The sequence below is a fragment of the Roseovarius nitratireducens genome, from assembly GCF_002925845.1.
Lineage (GTDB): Bacteria > Pseudomonadota > Alphaproteobacteria > Rhodobacterales > Rhodobacteraceae > Roseovarius > Roseovarius nitratireducens.
Genome location: NZ_PDNI01000074.1, coordinates 61,557 through 76,302 on the forward strand (window position 1 = coordinate 61,557; position 14,746 = coordinate 76,302).

At 68.4% G+C, this 14,746-nt stretch carries 12 protein-coding genes; 8 read left to right on the forward strand and 4 right to left on the reverse strand.

Translation table 11 applies throughout. From position 1 onward, the window contains the following. Positions 1 to 8: 8 nt before the first annotated feature. Positions 9 to 1,400 (reverse strand): COG4223 family protein, encoded by a 1,392-nt coding sequence (locus tag CRJ03_RS16660; protein WP_104019998.1) that lies wholly within the window; start codon positions 1,398 to 1,400, stop codon positions 9 to 11. 48 nt (positions 1,401 to 1,448) lie between these two features. Further along, positions 1,449 to 2,180 (reverse strand): uroporphyrinogen-III synthase, encoded by a 732-nt coding sequence (locus CRJ03_RS16665; RefSeq protein WP_104019999.1) that lies wholly within the window; start codon positions 2,178 to 2,180, stop codon positions 1,449 to 1,451. Between the two features lie 76 nt (positions 2,181 to 2,256). On the opposite strand from CRJ03_RS16665, the gene tsaD reads away from it, so the two are divergent. The 5 genes from tsaD to CRJ03_RS16690 all read left to right on the forward strand — a co-directional run bounded on the left by tsaD (position 2,257) and on the right by CRJ03_RS16690 (position 6,724). Then, positions 2,257 to 3,351: a tRNA (adenosine(37)-N6)-threonylcarbamoyltransferase complex transferase subunit TsaD gene (tsaD, locus tag CRJ03_RS16670; protein ID WP_104020000.1), complete on the forward strand. Its 1,095-nt coding sequence runs from the start codon at positions 2,257 to 2,259 to the stop codon at positions 3,349 to 3,351. After that, positions 3,348 to 4,304, forward strand: a complete 957-nt coding sequence (locus CRJ03_RS16675; protein ID WP_104020001.1) for an NAD(P)H-dependent glycerol-3-phosphate dehydrogenase — start codon at positions 3,348 to 3,350, stop codon at positions 4,302 to 4,304. The genes tsaD and CRJ03_RS16675 overlap by 4 nt, the downstream gene beginning before the upstream one ends. Beyond that, positions 4,304 to 4,573, forward strand: coding sequence for a YciI family protein (locus CRJ03_RS16680; protein ID WP_104020002.1), 270 nt, complete (start codon positions 4,304 to 4,306; stop codon positions 4,571 to 4,573). Before CRJ03_RS16675 ends, CRJ03_RS16680 begins: the two co-directional genes overlap by 1 nt. Continuing rightward, positions 4,573 to 4,992: an EVE domain-containing protein gene (locus CRJ03_RS16685; RefSeq protein ID WP_104020003.1), complete on the forward strand. Its 420-nt coding sequence runs from the start codon at positions 4,573 to 4,575 to the stop codon at positions 4,990 to 4,992. Before CRJ03_RS16680 ends, CRJ03_RS16685 begins: the two co-directional genes overlap by 1 nt. Before the next feature lie 103 nt (positions 4,993 to 5,095). Next, positions 5,096 to 6,724, forward strand: coding sequence for an AMP-binding protein (locus tag CRJ03_RS16690; protein ID WP_104020004.1), 1,629 nt, complete (start codon positions 5,096 to 5,098; stop codon positions 6,722 to 6,724). A gap of 69 nt (positions 6,725 to 6,793) precedes the next feature. On the opposite strand, the gene CRJ03_RS16695 is transcribed toward CRJ03_RS16690, so the two are convergent. After that, entirely contained in the window at positions 6,794 to 7,672 is an 879-nt protein-coding gene (locus tag CRJ03_RS16695) for a LysR family transcriptional regulator (protein WP_104020005.1), read from the reverse strand. Between the two features lie 102 nt (positions 7,673 to 7,774). Here CRJ03_RS16695 and CRJ03_RS16700 point away from each other — a divergent pair, with 102 nt between their 5' ends. Beyond that, the gene (locus CRJ03_RS16700) at positions 7,775 to 9,313 is read left to right on the forward strand and encodes a proton-conducting transporter transmembrane domain-containing protein (protein ID WP_104020006.1); all 1,539 of its coding nucleotides are present in this window, start codon (positions 7,775 to 7,777) and stop codon (positions 9,311 to 9,313) included. 20 nt (positions 9,314 to 9,333) lie between these two features. Further along, a complete protein-coding gene (locus tag CRJ03_RS16705; protein ID WP_104020007.1) occupies positions 9,334 to 11,709 on the forward strand; it encodes a YbcC family protein in 2,376 nt (791 codons plus the stop codon). 6 nt (positions 11,710 to 11,715) lie between these two features. Here the strand turns inward: CRJ03_RS16705 and CRJ03_RS16710 are convergent, their stop codons facing one another. After that, entirely contained in the window at positions 11,716 to 13,326 is a 1,611-nt protein-coding gene (locus CRJ03_RS16710; protein ID WP_104020008.1) for a GMC family oxidoreductase, read from the reverse strand. A 116-nt stretch (positions 13,327 to 13,442) separates the two neighbouring features. Between CRJ03_RS16710 and CRJ03_RS16715 the strand changes: the two genes are divergently transcribed. Further along, on the forward strand, positions 13,443 to 14,678 hold the full coding sequence (locus CRJ03_RS16715) for a TRAP transporter substrate-binding protein (protein ID WP_104020009.1): 1,236 nt from the start codon (positions 13,443 to 13,445) through the stop codon (positions 14,676 to 14,678). Positions 14,679 to 14,746 lie beyond the last annotated feature (68 nt).

Sequence of the window (14,746 nt, forward strand, 5' to 3'; positions counted from 1 at the left end):
TTTCAAACTCAATTCAGTTCCGCCGACAGTGCCTCGGCGGCGGCCAGTGCGTCGCGTCGCGCGGTGGCATTGGCCGCCCAGCCGGACATGGCGGCGCGCGCGTCCTTCGGCAAGGTCTCGATCTCTGCCAGCGCATCGCCGGTCCGCCCCTCTGCCAGCGCGGCTTCGGCGCGCGACAGGATGGCGTCCGGTCCATCGCCCTCGCGTGGTTCGAGCGACCGGATACCGAGCTGCGCGCGCAGGAAGTCGCCGACCGACGCGCCGTCGCCGGTATCCGAGGTGCGCGCCGCCGCCAGCGCCGCGCGCGCAGCATCGGGGAAGCTCTCGACAAGCTGCGCCCGGGTCGGCACGCCGGTTTCGGCCACCTCGGCGAGTGCATCGGGCACCGTGGCCCCCGTGTCGCGCAGATCGGTGAGCGCGGTGTCGAAGGCGTCGCCGGTGTCAAGCGCGGTCATCACCCGAGTGAGCGCCGCACGCTGCAGTGTCGCGCGGGCACTGTCGCGGGCCACCTGCTCCTCGGCTTGAAGCGTCGCCCGCAAGTCCTCGATCTCGGCGCTTTGCGCGGCGAGGCTGTCACGCAGTTCGTCGAGCGCCGCGTCGGTGGCGGTGGTATCCGGGGCCTCGGGCACCTGCGGAATCTCGAGGTTCGAGAGCTGAACCTCCAGGTTCGCGACCCGTTCGGCCAAGGATGTCACGGTCTCGCTCAGCCCGGACAGCTCGTCGGAGGGATCTGCCGGCTCCGGCAACCCGTCGATCCGTGCCCCGAGATCGGAAATCCGCTGCGCCTGCTCGTCGAGCCGCGTCTCGATCCCGTCATCGACGGGCGTGGGTGCGGGTGCGGCCTCCTGCCCGACCGGCAGGTGAGGGTAGATATAAGGGGCCGCCGCCACGCCGATCCCCGCTGCCGCGACCCCGCCGATCAACATCGACCAAAACCCGCCCTGCCGCACCGTGACCTGCTCGGTACGCACCACGGGTGTGGGTTCTTCATTATGCTCAGGGGACGGTGGACCGGTCTCTTCTGCCGGGTGTTCTCCGTCCTCGCCTTGCGGGGTTTCACCTGTTTCGTCCGATGGGGACGTGGTGGTCTCGCCCTCCGGCGTCGCGGCGTCGTCTGCGGGCTCTGCGTCAGGCGGGGCTGCACCCTCCGCTACCTCGCTTTCCGTTTCCTGTGCCTCTTCAGCTTCGGGGGAGTCCTGCTCAGGCGCGTCAGGGGCCGGGGTATCCTCGACCGTGTCCTCGCCCGCCTTGGAAAGGGCGGCATCCGATGCAGTGTCAGGCGCTTGCGTTTCGGTGGTCTCGGGCGTGTCTTGCGCCGCGGCGGAGGGGGCGGTCATATCCTCGGCTGCGCCTTCGGGCGCCTCGGGTTTGTCCGTCTCGGACTTCTTCTTTCTTGCCACGGCACGCCACCTTCTCGAATCTTGTCACGCTCGACTGTCAACCTGACCTTACTGTGCCCCCTTGTGGCTCTCAACCCGCTTGGCGTGTTTCGCCAGATCGTTCAGCACGATGCGCAATGCGCGGGCATCTGGCGTTGCGGCGACGGAGACGCGGGATGCCGCGCCGTCGGGGATGCGTGCGGCCACGTTGCGGCTGATCGCCGCGACGAAGAGCGGTGCGCGCGGGGTGCCCGCCACGTCAAAGAAGAGCACGGCGCTGCGCGGCGACATCAGGGGAAGGATCACGGGGGCGTCGCCCTCCAGCATGGTGCGGGCGGCGTCGCTCAGCGGCAGCGCCTGTTGGTCATAGACCATTGCCTCACGCGCGGCGTGGCCCGCCTGCCTCAGCGCGCTGGCGATATCGGCGGCTACATGCGCGCCGCGCGCGTGCAGGAACGGCCCCGCCACCCCTTCGTCGGCGAGAAGGTAGAGCAGGGCCTCGGCATCCTCGGCCACCGCGATCACTGAAAAGCCTCGCTGCCTCGCCTCCTCTGCCGTGGCCTCGCCCACGACGCAGGCGGGCAGGTCGCGCCGGGGCGACAGGCGGCAGAATCCCTCGACCCCGTGCCGCGAGGTGAAGATGAGCACCTCGCCGCGGGCAAGCGTGGGAAGAGTGCCGTCATAAGTGATGTGCATGAGTGGCGAGACGAGCACCTCTGCCCCCGGAAACTCTGCCCGCAATTCCCCGGCGAAGCGGGTCGCGGCGGGTTCGGGCCGGGTGATGAGCAGGCGCAGGGGCATGATCGCTCCGCAGTTGTTAGCCTCCTGATAAGGTGTTACCTGCCGCAGACGCGCGGGGCAATGCAGCAGGGCCGGGATGAGCACGCCGCTGACCATACTCGGGATCGAGAGCAGTTGCGACGATACCGCCGCCGCGTTGGTGCGCCTCGACGGCGACTCTGCGCAAGTGTTGTCCTCGGTGGTGCACGGGCAGACGGCGTTGCATGCGGATTTCGGCGGCGTGGTGCCAGAGATCGCGGCCCGCGCCCATGCCGAAAAGCTCGATCTTGCGGTGCGCGAGGCTATGGCGCGCGCTGGCCTTACGCTTGCCAATGTGGACGTGGTGGCAGTCACCGCCGGGCCGGGGCTGATCGGCGGGGTGCTCGCCGGGGTGATGTGCGCCAAGGGGATCGCCGCAGGCGCTGGCCTGCCGCTTGTTGGGGTCAACCACCTCGCGGGCCATGCGCTGACACCCCGGCTTACCGACAAAGCGGGTTTTCCCTATCTCATGCTGCTCGTCTCGGGCGGGCATTGCCAGTTTCTCATCGTGCGCGGGCCGGATGATTTCAGCCGCCTTGGCGGCACCATCGACGACGCGCCGGGCGAGGCGTTCGACAAGGTGGCGCGGCTTCTGGGCCTGCCGCAGCCGGGCGGCCCCGAGGTGGAGCGCGCCTCCACGGTGGGCGACGCGAGCCGGCTCCGGTTTCCGCGCCCGCTTCTGGACCGGGCGGGGTGCGATCTGTCCTTTTCCGGGCTCAAGACGGCGGTGCTGCGCGCGCGCGATTCGGTCGTGGCGGAAAAGGGCGGGCTGACGCGGCAGGACAGGGCCGATCTTTGCGCCGGGTTTCAGGCAGCGGTCTGCGACGTGCTGGCGGAAAAGACCCGGCGCGCGCTGGCGCTCTACATGGAGGAGGCGCCGCCCGCGCCGCTCATCGCGGTGGCGGGGGGCGTTGCGGCCAACGGCCCCGTTCGTGCGGCCCTGAAAGACGTGGCGGCGCAGGCGGGCGCGCGCTTCCTTGCGCCACCGCTTGAGTTATGCACCGACAACGCGGCGATGATCGCCTATGCCGGCGGCGTGCTCTACCGGTTGGGCCATCGCGATGACATGACGCTTGCCGCGCGACCGCGATGGCCGCTGGATGCGGCAAGCCCGGCGATGCTGGGCAGCGGCAAGAAGGGGGCCAAGGCATGATCCTGGTTTGCGGCGCGGGGGCGTTCGGCACGGCCCTGGCGGTGACACTGGCGCAAAACGGCCCCGTCACGCTCTGGGCGCGCGACGTGGCCCATGCCGCCGAGATGCGCGCAACGGGCCGCAACGATCGCCGCCTGCCCGATATCGCCCTGCCCGAGGCCATCACCATGGTCTCGGGCGAGGTGCCCGGCGGCGATACCCCCTGCCTGCTGGCGATGCCGATGCAGACGCTGGGGGGTTTTCTCCGCGATCATCACGACGCGCTCGGGTCGCGACCCCTCGTCGCCTGCTGCAAGGGGATGGACCTCGCCACCGGCCTCGGCCCCACCGGCCTCATCGCGCAGACCTGCGCGCAGGCCACCCCGGCGATCCTCACCGGCCCCAGTTTCGCGCGCGACATCGCCCTTGGTCTGCCCACGGCGCTAACGCTGGCCTGTGCCGATGCGGCGGCCGGAGAGGCGCTGCAAGCCACGCTCACCACGCCCACCCTGCGCCTCTACCGCACCACCGATACCATCGGCGCGGAACTGGGCGGTGCGCTCAAGAACGTGATCGCCATCGGCTGCGGCGCGGTGATGGGCGCGGGGCTGGGCGAGAGTGCGCGCGCCGCGCTGATGACCCGCGGTTTCGCCGAGATGAACCGGCTGGCCCATGCCTTGGGCGCGGGCCCTGAGACGCTGGCAGGGCTGTCGGGGTTCGGCGACCTGGCGCTGACCTGCACGAGCGCGCAGTCGCGCAACTATCGCTACGGCGAGAGCCTGGGGCGGGGCGATGCCTTTGACCCGGCGATCACCGTGGAGGGGGCGGCGACGGCGCGGGCCGTGCTGCACCGCGCCCGTGCGCTGGGCCTAGACATGCCGGTGACGGCGGCGGTGGCCGCGCTGGTCGCAGGTGAATTGCGCGTGGCGCAGGCGGTGGATATGCTGCTGTCCAGGCCACTGAAGGAAGAATGATGCTGATTGCCCTTATCGCCCGCGACAAGCCCGGCGCCCTGCAAACCCGTCTCGACAACCGCGACGCCCATGTCGCCTATCTCAAGGAGACCGGCGTGGTGTCGCAGGCCGGGCCGCTGCTGAATGACGAGGGCGAAATGGTGGGCTCGCTGATCATCCTCGATGTCGAGGACATGAAGGCGGCGCAGGACTGGGCGAACAACGACCCCTATGCCAAGGCCGAGCTGTTTTCCGGCGTCGAGCTGATCCCGTGGAAGAAGGTGATCTGATGCGCTACTGGCTGTTCAAGTCCGAGCCGTCCACCTGGTCATGGCAGGATCAGCTTGCCAAGGGCGAGGCGGGCGAGGAATGGGACGGCGTGCGCAACTACCAGGCGCGCAATTTCATGCGCGAGATGGCGGTGGGCGATCGCGGTTTTTTCTACCATTCACAAAAGGAAAAGGCGGTTGTCGGCACCGTAGAGGTGATCGCCGAGGCGCATGCCGACAGCACCACCGACGATCCGCGCTGGGAGTGTGTGGACATCAAGGCGCTGGAGAGTGCGCGAGAGCCGGTGACGCTCGATATGATCAAGGCCGATCCGCGCCTGTCGGAGATGGTTCTGGTGCGCAACTCGCGCCTCTCGGTGCAGCCGGTGACGGCCGAGGAATGGCGTCTCGTCTGCGGCATGGCCGGGCTTTCAGGCTGAATGGGAACAATCCGGGACCGCTTGGCCAACGCGCTCTTGACCTCAGAGCGATGCTTCCTGCTAATCGCCTAAAGGCGTGTGACGCAAGAAAGGGAGGCGTGCGATGGGCTGGATGAAGGACGAGACCGGGCTCGGCAAGACGGCGGCGAATTTCGTGCCGCTCACACCGTTGTCGCACCTGAAGCGGGCCGCTCATGTCTTTCCCGACCGCGAGGCGGTGGTCTATCACGGCCACCGCAAGACCTATGCCGAGTATCACGCGCGCGTCTCTCAGCTTGCCTCGGCGCTGGTGAATATCGGGGTCGAGCCGGGCGACGTGGTCGCCAGCATCCTGCCCAACATTCCCGCCCATTGCGAGGCGCATTTCGGCGTGCCGGCGGCGGGGGCGGTGCTCAACGCGATCAACACGCGGCTCGAGGCCGACACCATCGCCTATATCCTCGATCACGGCGAGGCGCGGGTGGTGCTGTGCGACACGCAGTTCCTGCCGACCCTCAGTGCGGCGCTGGAGATCATGGAACGGCCCGCCCCCGCGATCATCGAGGTGCCCGATGACGGCGCGGGGGTGCACGCGCATTCCGATTACATGAGCTACGAGGAGTTTCTCGCCACCGGCGACCCGGAGTTTGCCTGGATCATGCCCGAGGACGAGTGGGAGAGCCTCGCGCTCAACTATACCTCGGGGACCACCGGGCGGCCCAAGGGCGTGGTCTGTCACCATCGTGGTGCCTATCTGATGACGATGGGCACGGTGGTGAGCTGGCAGTTGCCGCGCTATCCCAAGTACCTGACCATCGTGCCGCTGTTTCACTGCAACAACTGGAACCATGTCTGGCTGATGCCGATGCTGGGCGGCACCGTGGTTTGCTGCCGCGACATCAACGCCCGCGCCATCTATGACGCCATCGCCGACGAGGGGGTGACGCATTTCGGCGGCGCGCCCATCGTGCTCAACATGATCGTCAACGCCCGCGACGACGAACGCCGCGACTTCGACCACGTGGTGGACGTGTTCACCGCCGGTGCCCCGCCGCCCGCCGCGACGCTGGCGGCGATAGAGCCGCTGGGCTTTACCGTGACGCAGGTCTATGGCCTGACCGAGACCTATGGCCATGTCACCGAGTGCCTGTGGCAGCACGGCTGGGACGGTCTGTCCGACGACGAGCGCTATGCCATCAAGGCGCGCACCGGCATCCTCATGCCGATGATGGAGGACATCACGGCGATGGACCCCGAGACGATGGAGCAGATCCCGATGGACGGCGAGAGCCTCGGCGAGATCATGATTCGCGGCAACAGCGTGATGAAAGGGTACCTGAAGAACCCCGAGGCCACCGAGAAGGCGTTTGCGGGCGGGTATTTTCATTCCGGCGACATCGCGTTCCAGCATCCCGACGGCTATCTCAAGATCGCCGATCGTGCCAAGGACATCATCATCTCGGGCGGCGAGAATATCAGCTCCGTCGAGGTGGAGGGCGTGCTGATGCGGCACCCGGCAGTGCTGCTGTGTGCCGTGGTGGCGAAACCCGACGACAAGTGGGGCGAGGTGCCCTGCGCCTTTGTCGAGCTGAAGGACGGGGCCGAAGTTGGCGAGGCCGACCTCATCGTTTTCTCCCGCGAGCGGCTGGCCGGGTTCAAGACGCCCAAGGCGGTGATCTTTCAGGAACTGCCCAAGACCTCGACCGGCAAGATACAGAAATTCGAGCTGCGCCAGATCGCCAAGGGGATGTGAGGGGCTCCCGCCGGTGCTCGGCGCCTTGGTGCCGGGCGCTGGCGACCCATAATCGACAAGAGGGCCGTATCACACCGACGCCGTGTCCAGCACCTCGGCCACCAGCGGATTGGGGAATCGGCGGCGCAGCGTCACTGCGAGAAACCGCTCGGTGATCCCCTCAAGCCGTGCGCGCTCCACCAGCATCCCCGAGGCCAGCTCGTCCCGCACCACGATGGGCGGGATCACGGCAAGGCTGGTACCGCTGCGCGCCAGCAGGCGCAGCATCGCCATGTCGTCTGCCTCGGCGGCGATGCGGGGCACCACGCCCAGCCGGTCCAACAGCGCGTCAAACGCCGCCCGCAGCGCCGATTCGGGCGTGGGCAGGATCAACGGCTCGCTTGCCAGCATCCCGGCCACATCCTGCGCCGCGTCCGCACCGGGGGGCGTACCGACGAGGCTGACGGGCTGTTCCGAGATCGCATGTACGAGATAGGGGCTGCCCGCGTCCCGCGCGGGCACGAGGTTGGTGAGCACGATGTCCAGCGTCAGCGCCTCCAGACCGCGCAAAAGGTCGCCCTGCGCGCCCGAGCGCAGCACCACCTCGACATCGGCGCGCCCGATCAGCGGCCCGACAAAGCCGATCTGGAAATTGCGCGACAGGGTCGACAGTGCCCCCACCCGCAGCACCCGGCGCGAGCCGGGGGCCTGCGCCAGCGTAGCGGTCAGGTCGTCGGCGGTGCGAAAGATCGCCTCGGCGTGATCGAGCGCGATGCGGCCCGCTTCGGTCAGGACGAGGCCGCGCCCGCGGCGCTCGAACAGGTCGTGGCCGAGCGCCGCCTCGAGCGTGCGCAACTGCGTGGACAGCGCGGATTGCGACAGGTTGAGGCCGCGCGCGGCACCGGTCAGCGTGCCGTCGCGGGCGACGGCGCGGAACAGGCGGAGATGATGAAGGTTCAGTTGGGCCATTATTCTATTTTATCTAATATTAATGCCCATAATATGTAATTTTCTGGAAGACGCGCAAGCCGTATCTCCTCCTGCAAACCTCTGGAACAGGAGACGCAAGATATGGACCTGCCCCCTCTGAGCCTCTTCACACCCCTTATTTTACTGGCCGTTTCGGCGCTTGCCATCGCCCGGCCCGGTCGCCGTCCGCGGGCCCTGCCGCGGCTGGCGGAGGGGGCCGCGCTGGCCGCGTTGGTCGTTGGCGTTGCGGGGCTGGCGCAACTCGTGATCGCCGGTCCGGTCACGCTGGCGGGCCTTGTACGGCTCGACGCGGTGAGCGCGACGATGGTGGTGCTGGTCTCGTTCGTCGGCTGGGTGGTGGTGCGCTACACGCGCAGCTACCTCGACGGTGAGGCGCGCGAAGGGGCGTTTCACGGGCTGCTTCTGGCCGCGTTGGCGGCAGTGAACCTGCAGGTTCAGGCCGCGAACCTCGCGGTTCTGGCCGCCGGTTTCATGGCCACCGGCCTGGCCATCCGGCAGCTTTTGCTGTTCTACCCCGAGCGCGCCGAGGCGCGGCGCGCGGCGGCCAAGTTCACCCTCGTGTGGGGCGCGGGCGACGCGGCGCTGATCCTCGCTGCAGCCCTCCTGTGGCACGCCTTTGGCACCATCGGGATCGCGGAGATTGCGCAGGCGGCGGGCGCGGGCCTGCCGCTCGCCGCCAAGCTCGCGGTGGCGCTGCTGGTAATCGCGGCGGCGCTCAAGACCGCGGCCTTTCCGCTGCACGGCTGGCTCACCGAGGTGATGGAGGCCCCAACTCCGGTCTCGGCGCTCTTGCACGCGGGCATCATCAACGGCGGCGGGCTGCTGCTCATCCGGCTGGCCGAGGTGGTGCAGGCAAGCCCCGGCGCGATGGCCGCGCTGGTGATGCTGGGTGGCTTCACCGCGATCTTTGGCGCGGCGGTGATGCTGACCCAATCGGCGGTCAAGACCGCGCTGGCGTGGTCCACGGTGGCGCAGATGGGCTTCATGCTGCTGCAATGCGGGCTTGGTCTGTGGGCGCTGGCGATGCTGCATATCGTGGCGCATTCGCTCTACAAGGCGCATGCGTTCCTCGCCTCGGGCGGGGCGGTGCGGGCGGTGGTGTCGGTGCGGCGTCCGGGGCCGGTGGCGGTACCGGGGCTGTCGGCGGTGGCACGGTCCTTCGCGCTGGCGCTGGTGCTCTACGCAGGTGTCGCCACCGGGTTCGGCTTGATCGCGGGGCCGAAATCGGCGCAGGCGCTGGCGCTGGGGGCGATCCTGATCTTCGGGGTGGCCTATCTGGTGGCGCAGGGCCTGGCCGATGCCGCGCCGCGCGCGCTGACATGGCACACGGCGCGCGCCTCGCTGGCGGCGGCGGTGGCCTATTTCGGCTTTCACGTCCTGTCGGGGGTGCTCTGGGGCACGCATCTGCCCGTGCCGCCCGCGCCGGGGCCGCTGGAGTGGGGCCTCATCGTGCTGGCGCTGGGCTCGTTCGGGCTGGTGGCGGTGGCGCAGGCGCTGTTCCCGCTCTGGGCGCACCATCCCTCGACCGCCGGGCTGCGGGTGCACCTGGCCAACGGGCTTTACCTAAACGCCGTTCTCGATCGCCTGATCGGCGGGCTGAAAACCGTGAAATCCAACTGACAGGGCAGGAGTAGAGACAGATGTTCCTCAAGCATACACAGATCGCCGCCGACCGGGTCTCGGGCCTGCTGACAAGCGCCGAGGCCGCAGCAAAGGCCATCCCGCCCGCATTTCCGCTGGACGCGACCGTGGCGGTCAACCCGTTCCTCGGGCAGGCGCAGGAAGACCTTGCCACCGCATCCGCACGGCTGGCGCGGGTGGCGGGGGTGCGCCTCTCCCGCCCGCGTGCCGAGTATGCCGCGAAAGTGGAGGCGGGCGAGATCACCGATGGCGACCTCGCCGCCGCGCTCTTTGCAAATTCGTCACCGCTTAAACCCGCCGATCTGGCGCTGTTGAAGGCGAAGCTTGCCACCGAAAGCCCCGAGCCGCAGGCCCTGCCCACGGTGGCGGAGCTGGCGGCACAGGCCACCGGCACCGACTGGCCCGCCGTGATCGCACGCAGCTTCGGGCTGTGGGCGGCGGGGCATTTCGACCGGGGGCAGGCGCTGTGGACGCCCGCACCGGGGCGCGGGGCCTTTGCCGCGTGGCGCGAATGGGCGACCCATGACCTGACACCGGAGATCGCGGGGCTGGTGGGTTTCTGCGCGCATGTCGCCGCCGCGCCGGACACGGCGGAGCGGGCGATCCTGCGCGCCGCCGAGCGGCTGGGCCTGACGGAAGCGGCGGCCGGGACGGCCTTTCATCGGCTGCTGATGGATTTGGGCGGCTGGGCGCAGCACGCGCGCTGGCTGCTGTGGCAGGCCGAGATGGCGGGCGAGAGCGACACCACCATCACCGACTTGCTGGCGATCCGCATGATCTGGGAGGAGGCACTCATCGACCATGCGCCGCAGGTCGAGGGCGACTGGCAGGACGTGGTGACCACCCATGCCGAACCGGTGACCGTGACGCCCGATCAGGCGATTGACGCGATCCTTCAGGACGCCGCCGAGCGCGCCTATCAGCGCCACCTGTCGGCGGCCCTGACCGGGGCCACGGTGCAGGATGCACGCCCGGCGCTGCAGGCTGCGTTTTGCATCGACGTGCGCTCGGAGGTGTTCCGCCGCGCGCTCGAGGCGCAGGGCGGCGGGATCGAGACCATCGGCTTTGCCGGGTTCTTCGGCCTGCCGGTGGCGCACAAGCCGCAAGGCACCGACATGGCGCAGGCGCATCTGCCGGTGCTGCTCAAACCGGCGCTGACCTCGTGCAGCCACGAGGGCGACGAGGTCGAGCAGGCGGCGCGCATCGCGGCCCGCGCGGTGCGGGCCTGGGGCCGGTTCCGGCAGGCGGCAGTATCGTCCTTCGCCTTTGTCGAGGCGGCAGGCCCGGCCTATGGCTGGAAGCTGGTGCGCGATGCACTGGGCTTGGGGGCCGAGCGCCCCGCACCCGACCCCGCCCCACGGATCGAAGGCGGCCTGAGCGCGGCGCAGAAGGCCGGGACGGCGGCAATGGTGCTGCGGGCGATGAGCCTGACCACGGGGCACGCGCGGCTGATGCTGCTCCTCGGTCACGGCGCGCAGGTCACCAACAACCCGCACGAGAGCGCCTATCATTGCGGCGCCTGCGGGGGGCAGACCGGCGAGGTCTCGGCGCGGCTCCTGGCCGCGTTGCTCAACGATCCCGAGACGCGGGCGGGCCTGCCCGAGCACGGCATCGACCTGCCCCACGACACGCTGTTCATGGCCGGGCTGCACGACACCACCACCGACAGGGTCACGCTCTACGAGGACGCCCCCGCCCCGGACCATGAAGCCGACATTGCGCAGGCGCGGGCGTGGCTCAATGCGGCGGGGGGCGTGGCGCGGGCGGAGCGGGCGGGCCGTCTGCCCGGCGCGCGGGCCGACACGGTGGCGCGGCGCGCGCTGGACTGGGCCGAGTTGCGCCCGGAATGGGGCCTAGCGGGGTGTGCCGCCTTTGTCGCCGCGCCGCGCGGGGTGACCGCCGGGGCCGATCTGGGCGGGCGCGCCTTCCTCCACAGCTATGACTGGCGGGCGGATGCGGGTTTTGGCACGCTGGAGCTGATCCTCACCGCGCCGATGGTGGTGGCAAGCTGGATCAGCCTGCAATATTACGGCTCGACCGTGGCGCCCGCAGCCTTTGGCGGTGGCAACAAGCTCATCCACAACGTGGTGGGCGGGATCGGTGTGGTGCAGGGAAATGGCGGCATCCTGCGCCCCGGCCTGCCGTGGCAGGCCGTCCATGACGGCGAGCGCGCGGTACACGAGCCGCTGCGCCTGTCGGTGATGATAGAGGCCCCGCGCGAGGCAATCACGGATGTGCTGACGCGGCACGCGGAGGTGCGGGCGCTGTTCGACAACGGCTGGCTGCACCTGTTGGCACTGGAGGAGGGCAGGGTGGCCGCGCGTTACCGGCCCGGGCTTGAGTGGGAGGGGGCTCCGCGCAAGACGGCGGCCTGAACCCGCTCAGCCGGTGCGGTCCTCGAGGATCATTTCGGAGGCCTTTTCGCCGATCATGATGGCGGGGGCGTTGGTGTTGCCCGAGACGATCTCGGGCATGATCGAGCAATCGGCGACGCGCAGCCCGGTGATGCCGTGCACGCGCAGCCGTGCATCGACCACGGCATCGCCACCCGGCCCCATCTTGCAGGTGCCGGTGGGGTGGTAGATCGTGGTGGAATAGTTGCGTGCCCAATCGAGCGTGCCCTCGTAATCGTCGAGATCGAGCGCGGCGTCGGGGCGGAACTCCTCGGATATCTTGGAGTTGAGCGGCGCGTGGCGGGCGATACGGCGGGCGATCTTGACGCCCTCGACGATGGTCCGGCAGTCGGTTTCGGTCGAGAGGTAGTTGGGGTGGATTTTCGGGTAGGTGGCCGGGTCGGCTGAGGCGAGGCGAATCTCGCCCCGGCTCTCGGGGCGCAACTGGCAGACCGACATGGTGAAGGCGGAGAAGGGATGCGGCCCCTCGCCGGGGCTGTCGGCGGACCAGGGCTGTACGTGGAACTGGATGTCGGGTGTTTCCACATGGTCGCCGGTGCGCATGAAGCCGGTGGCGAGGCTGGCGGCCATGGCCATCGGTCCGGCGCGGAACATCGCGTATTTCAATGCGATCCGCGCCTGGTTCCACAGGCTGCGCACCTCGTCGTTGAGGGTGGGTTCGTTGCACTTGAACACCAGCCGCGCCTGCAGGTGGTCCTGCATGTTGCGGCCGACGCCGGGCATATCGCGCAGCACCTCGATGCCGTGCTCTTGCAGGTGCGCCGCCTCGCCCAGACCCGAGAGCATCATCAGGTGTGGCGAGCCGATGGCGCCGGAGGACAGGATGACTTCCGCATTGGCCTTGACCACATGTTCCACCCCTGCGCGGTCGCGGTAGGCCACGCCGGTGGCGCGGGTGCCGTCGAAGGTGATGCGGCTGGCCTGCGCGCGGGTCAGGATGGTCAGGTTCTCGCGTTTGCGCACAGGGTTGAGGAACGCCACAGCGGCGGAGCAGCGCCGCCCTTTGCGCGCGGTGAGCTGGAAGTATCCCACGCCCTCTTGGCGAGCGCCGTTGTAATCGGGATTGAAGGGATAGCCCGCCTCCTGGGCGGCGGCCACCCATGCGTCGCAGATGGGCCGTTGCAGGCGCATGTTGGACACCGAGAGCGACCCCTGGTCGCCGTGATAATCGTCGGCGCCGCGTTCCTGCCGTTCTGAGCGCTTGAACAGCGGCAGCACGTCGTCCCAACCCCATCCGGGATTTCCCATCTGCGCCCAGCGGTCGTAATCCTGCGGCTGGCCGCGCACGTAGAGCAACCCGTTGAGCGAGGAGGAGCCGCCAAGCACCTTGCCGCGCGGCCAGTCGAGGGCGCGCCCGTTCAGCCCCGGGTCGGGCTCGGTCCGGTAGCACCAGTCGACCGAGGGGTTGTGCATGGTCTTGAAGTAGCCGACCGGAATGTGGATCCACGGGTTCCAGTCGCGCCCGCCAGCCTCCATCAGGATGACCTTGATCTTCGGGTCGGCGGAAAGCCGATTCGCAAGCACGCACCCGGCAGACCCTGCCCCGACGATCACGTAATCCGCTGATAATTCCGACATTTTCGACCGACCTTTGCACAAATTATGTGCGGAAAAGATTTTCCTTGCCAGAACGAGCATAAGTCTATCAATATTGAGACTGCAAGTATCATTATTGCAAAATCAGGGAGGACGTCATGAAAGTATCGAAAGCGCTCAGCGGGATTTCCCGCCGGGACCTGTTTCGCCTGACCGGCCAGTTTGGCCTGTCATCCGTGGTGATGGGCGCGGGCGCGCTGACCGGTGCGGTCAGCCTGCCCTCGCTCGCGCGGGCCGCCGAGAGCACCTATGACAAGCGTTTCGCCAAGGAGCCAAAGCATACGCTAAAGCTGGGCGCCGCAGGCTTCAACGCGCGCAACCTGCTGATCGAGCGCGCAGGCGTCCTGCAATTCGCCCGCGATCTGGAGGAGCGGACCGAGGGCGAGATCCGGGTGGAATTCATCGGCGACAACCAGATCTGCGGCCAGCTCAACTGCGTGGAGAAGACGCAGACCGGCGTGATCGACATGTATGCCGCCTCGACGCAGAACTCGGCCGGTGGCGCGCCGTATCTCAACGTGCTCGACTATGCCTACATGTTCCCGAGCCGGGCCGCGCAGTATCATTTCCTCTATTCTCCGGAGTCGCAGCGCATCCTGCGCGAGCCGCTGGAAAAGCGGCACGGGCTGAAATTCCTGTTCTCGCATTGCGAGTTGCGCGGCATCCAGCTTGGCAACAACTTTGCCGAGAAGCCCACGGTGACCAAGCTCGAAGAGCTGTTTGGCACCAAGAACCGCGTCACCGGTACGCAGCTTGGCCGCATCGCCATGCAGCTTCTGAACCTCAACCCGGTGCCGGTGGCCTGGGAAGAGACGCTTGACGGGCTCAAGCAGGGCCTGATCGACGGGGCCGAGACGTGGGCGTCGGCGGTGGCCTATGCCAACATGTCGACGGTGGTGAGCCAGTCGGTCGATCTCAAGTTCTTCTGCGGGACCGAGCATACGTCGATGTCGGCGCGCGTCTTCGACGCGATGGAGCCGCATCTGCAAGAGGCGATCATGGAATCGGCCTACCTTGCGCAGGTGCATGTGCAGGCGGCGAACGAGGCGGCGCTGGTCAAGACCGTCGGTTTCTCGGACCCGCAGCTGCCGGGTACGATCTTTGCCGAGCACGGCGTGCGGCCCGCCTTTCTCGCCGACGATCAGATCAGGATGGCCGAGGAGATGTGTTCGCCCGAGTTCAACCCCGAGCCGTGGGCGCAGTGGCGCGAGCGGCTCAACGGCTGGGCGGGTGGCATCGACACCTATCAGGACATTTATAACGTGGCGCGCGAGATCCCCAGGGATACGCTGCCCGAGAATGTCGAGCCGCGCCGCTGGTGGCGCGCGGCGTGATCGCCTAGCATCGGACCGGGCCGCACGCGGCCCGGCACCCCAAGCCGCCGATACGTGCGGCCACGACA

Coding starts and splice junctions, on each gene's coding strand:
- CRJ03_RS16665 (WP_104019999.1), bottom strand. CDS start 2,180: ATGCCCCTGCGCCTGCTCATCACCCGGCCCGAACCCGCCGCGACCCGC.
- tsaD (WP_104020000.1), top strand. CDS start 2,257: ATGAGCACGCCGCTGACCATACTCGGGATCGAGAGCAGTTGCGACGAT.
- CRJ03_RS16675 (WP_104020001.1), top strand. CDS start 3,348: ATGATCCTGGTTTGCGGCGCGGGGGCGTTCGGCACGGCCCTGGCGGTG.
- CRJ03_RS16680 (WP_104020002.1), top strand. CDS start 4,304: ATGCTGATTGCCCTTATCGCCCGCGACAAGCCCGGCGCCCTGCAAACC.
- CRJ03_RS16685 (WP_104020003.1), top strand. CDS start 4,573: ATGCGCTACTGGCTGTTCAAGTCCGAGCCGTCCACCTGGTCATGGCAG.
- CRJ03_RS16690 (WP_104020004.1), top strand. CDS start 5,096: ATGGGCTGGATGAAGGACGAGACCGGGCTCGGCAAGACGGCGGCGAAT.
- CRJ03_RS16695 (WP_104020005.1), bottom strand. CDS start 7,672: ATGGCCCAACTGAACCTTCATCATCTCCGCCTGTTCCGCGCCGTCGCC.
- CRJ03_RS16700 (WP_104020006.1), top strand. CDS start 7,775: ATGGACCTGCCCCCTCTGAGCCTCTTCACACCCCTTATTTTACTGGCC.
- CRJ03_RS16705 (WP_104020007.1), top strand. CDS start 9,334: ATGTTCCTCAAGCATACACAGATCGCCGCCGACCGGGTCTCGGGCCTG.
- CRJ03_RS16710 (WP_104020008.1), bottom strand. CDS start 13,326: ATGTCGGAATTATCAGCGGATTACGTGATCGTCGGGGCAGGGTCTGCC.
- CRJ03_RS16715 (WP_104020009.1), top strand. CDS start 13,443: ATGAAAGTATCGAAAGCGCTCAGCGGGATTTCCCGCCGGGACCTGTTT.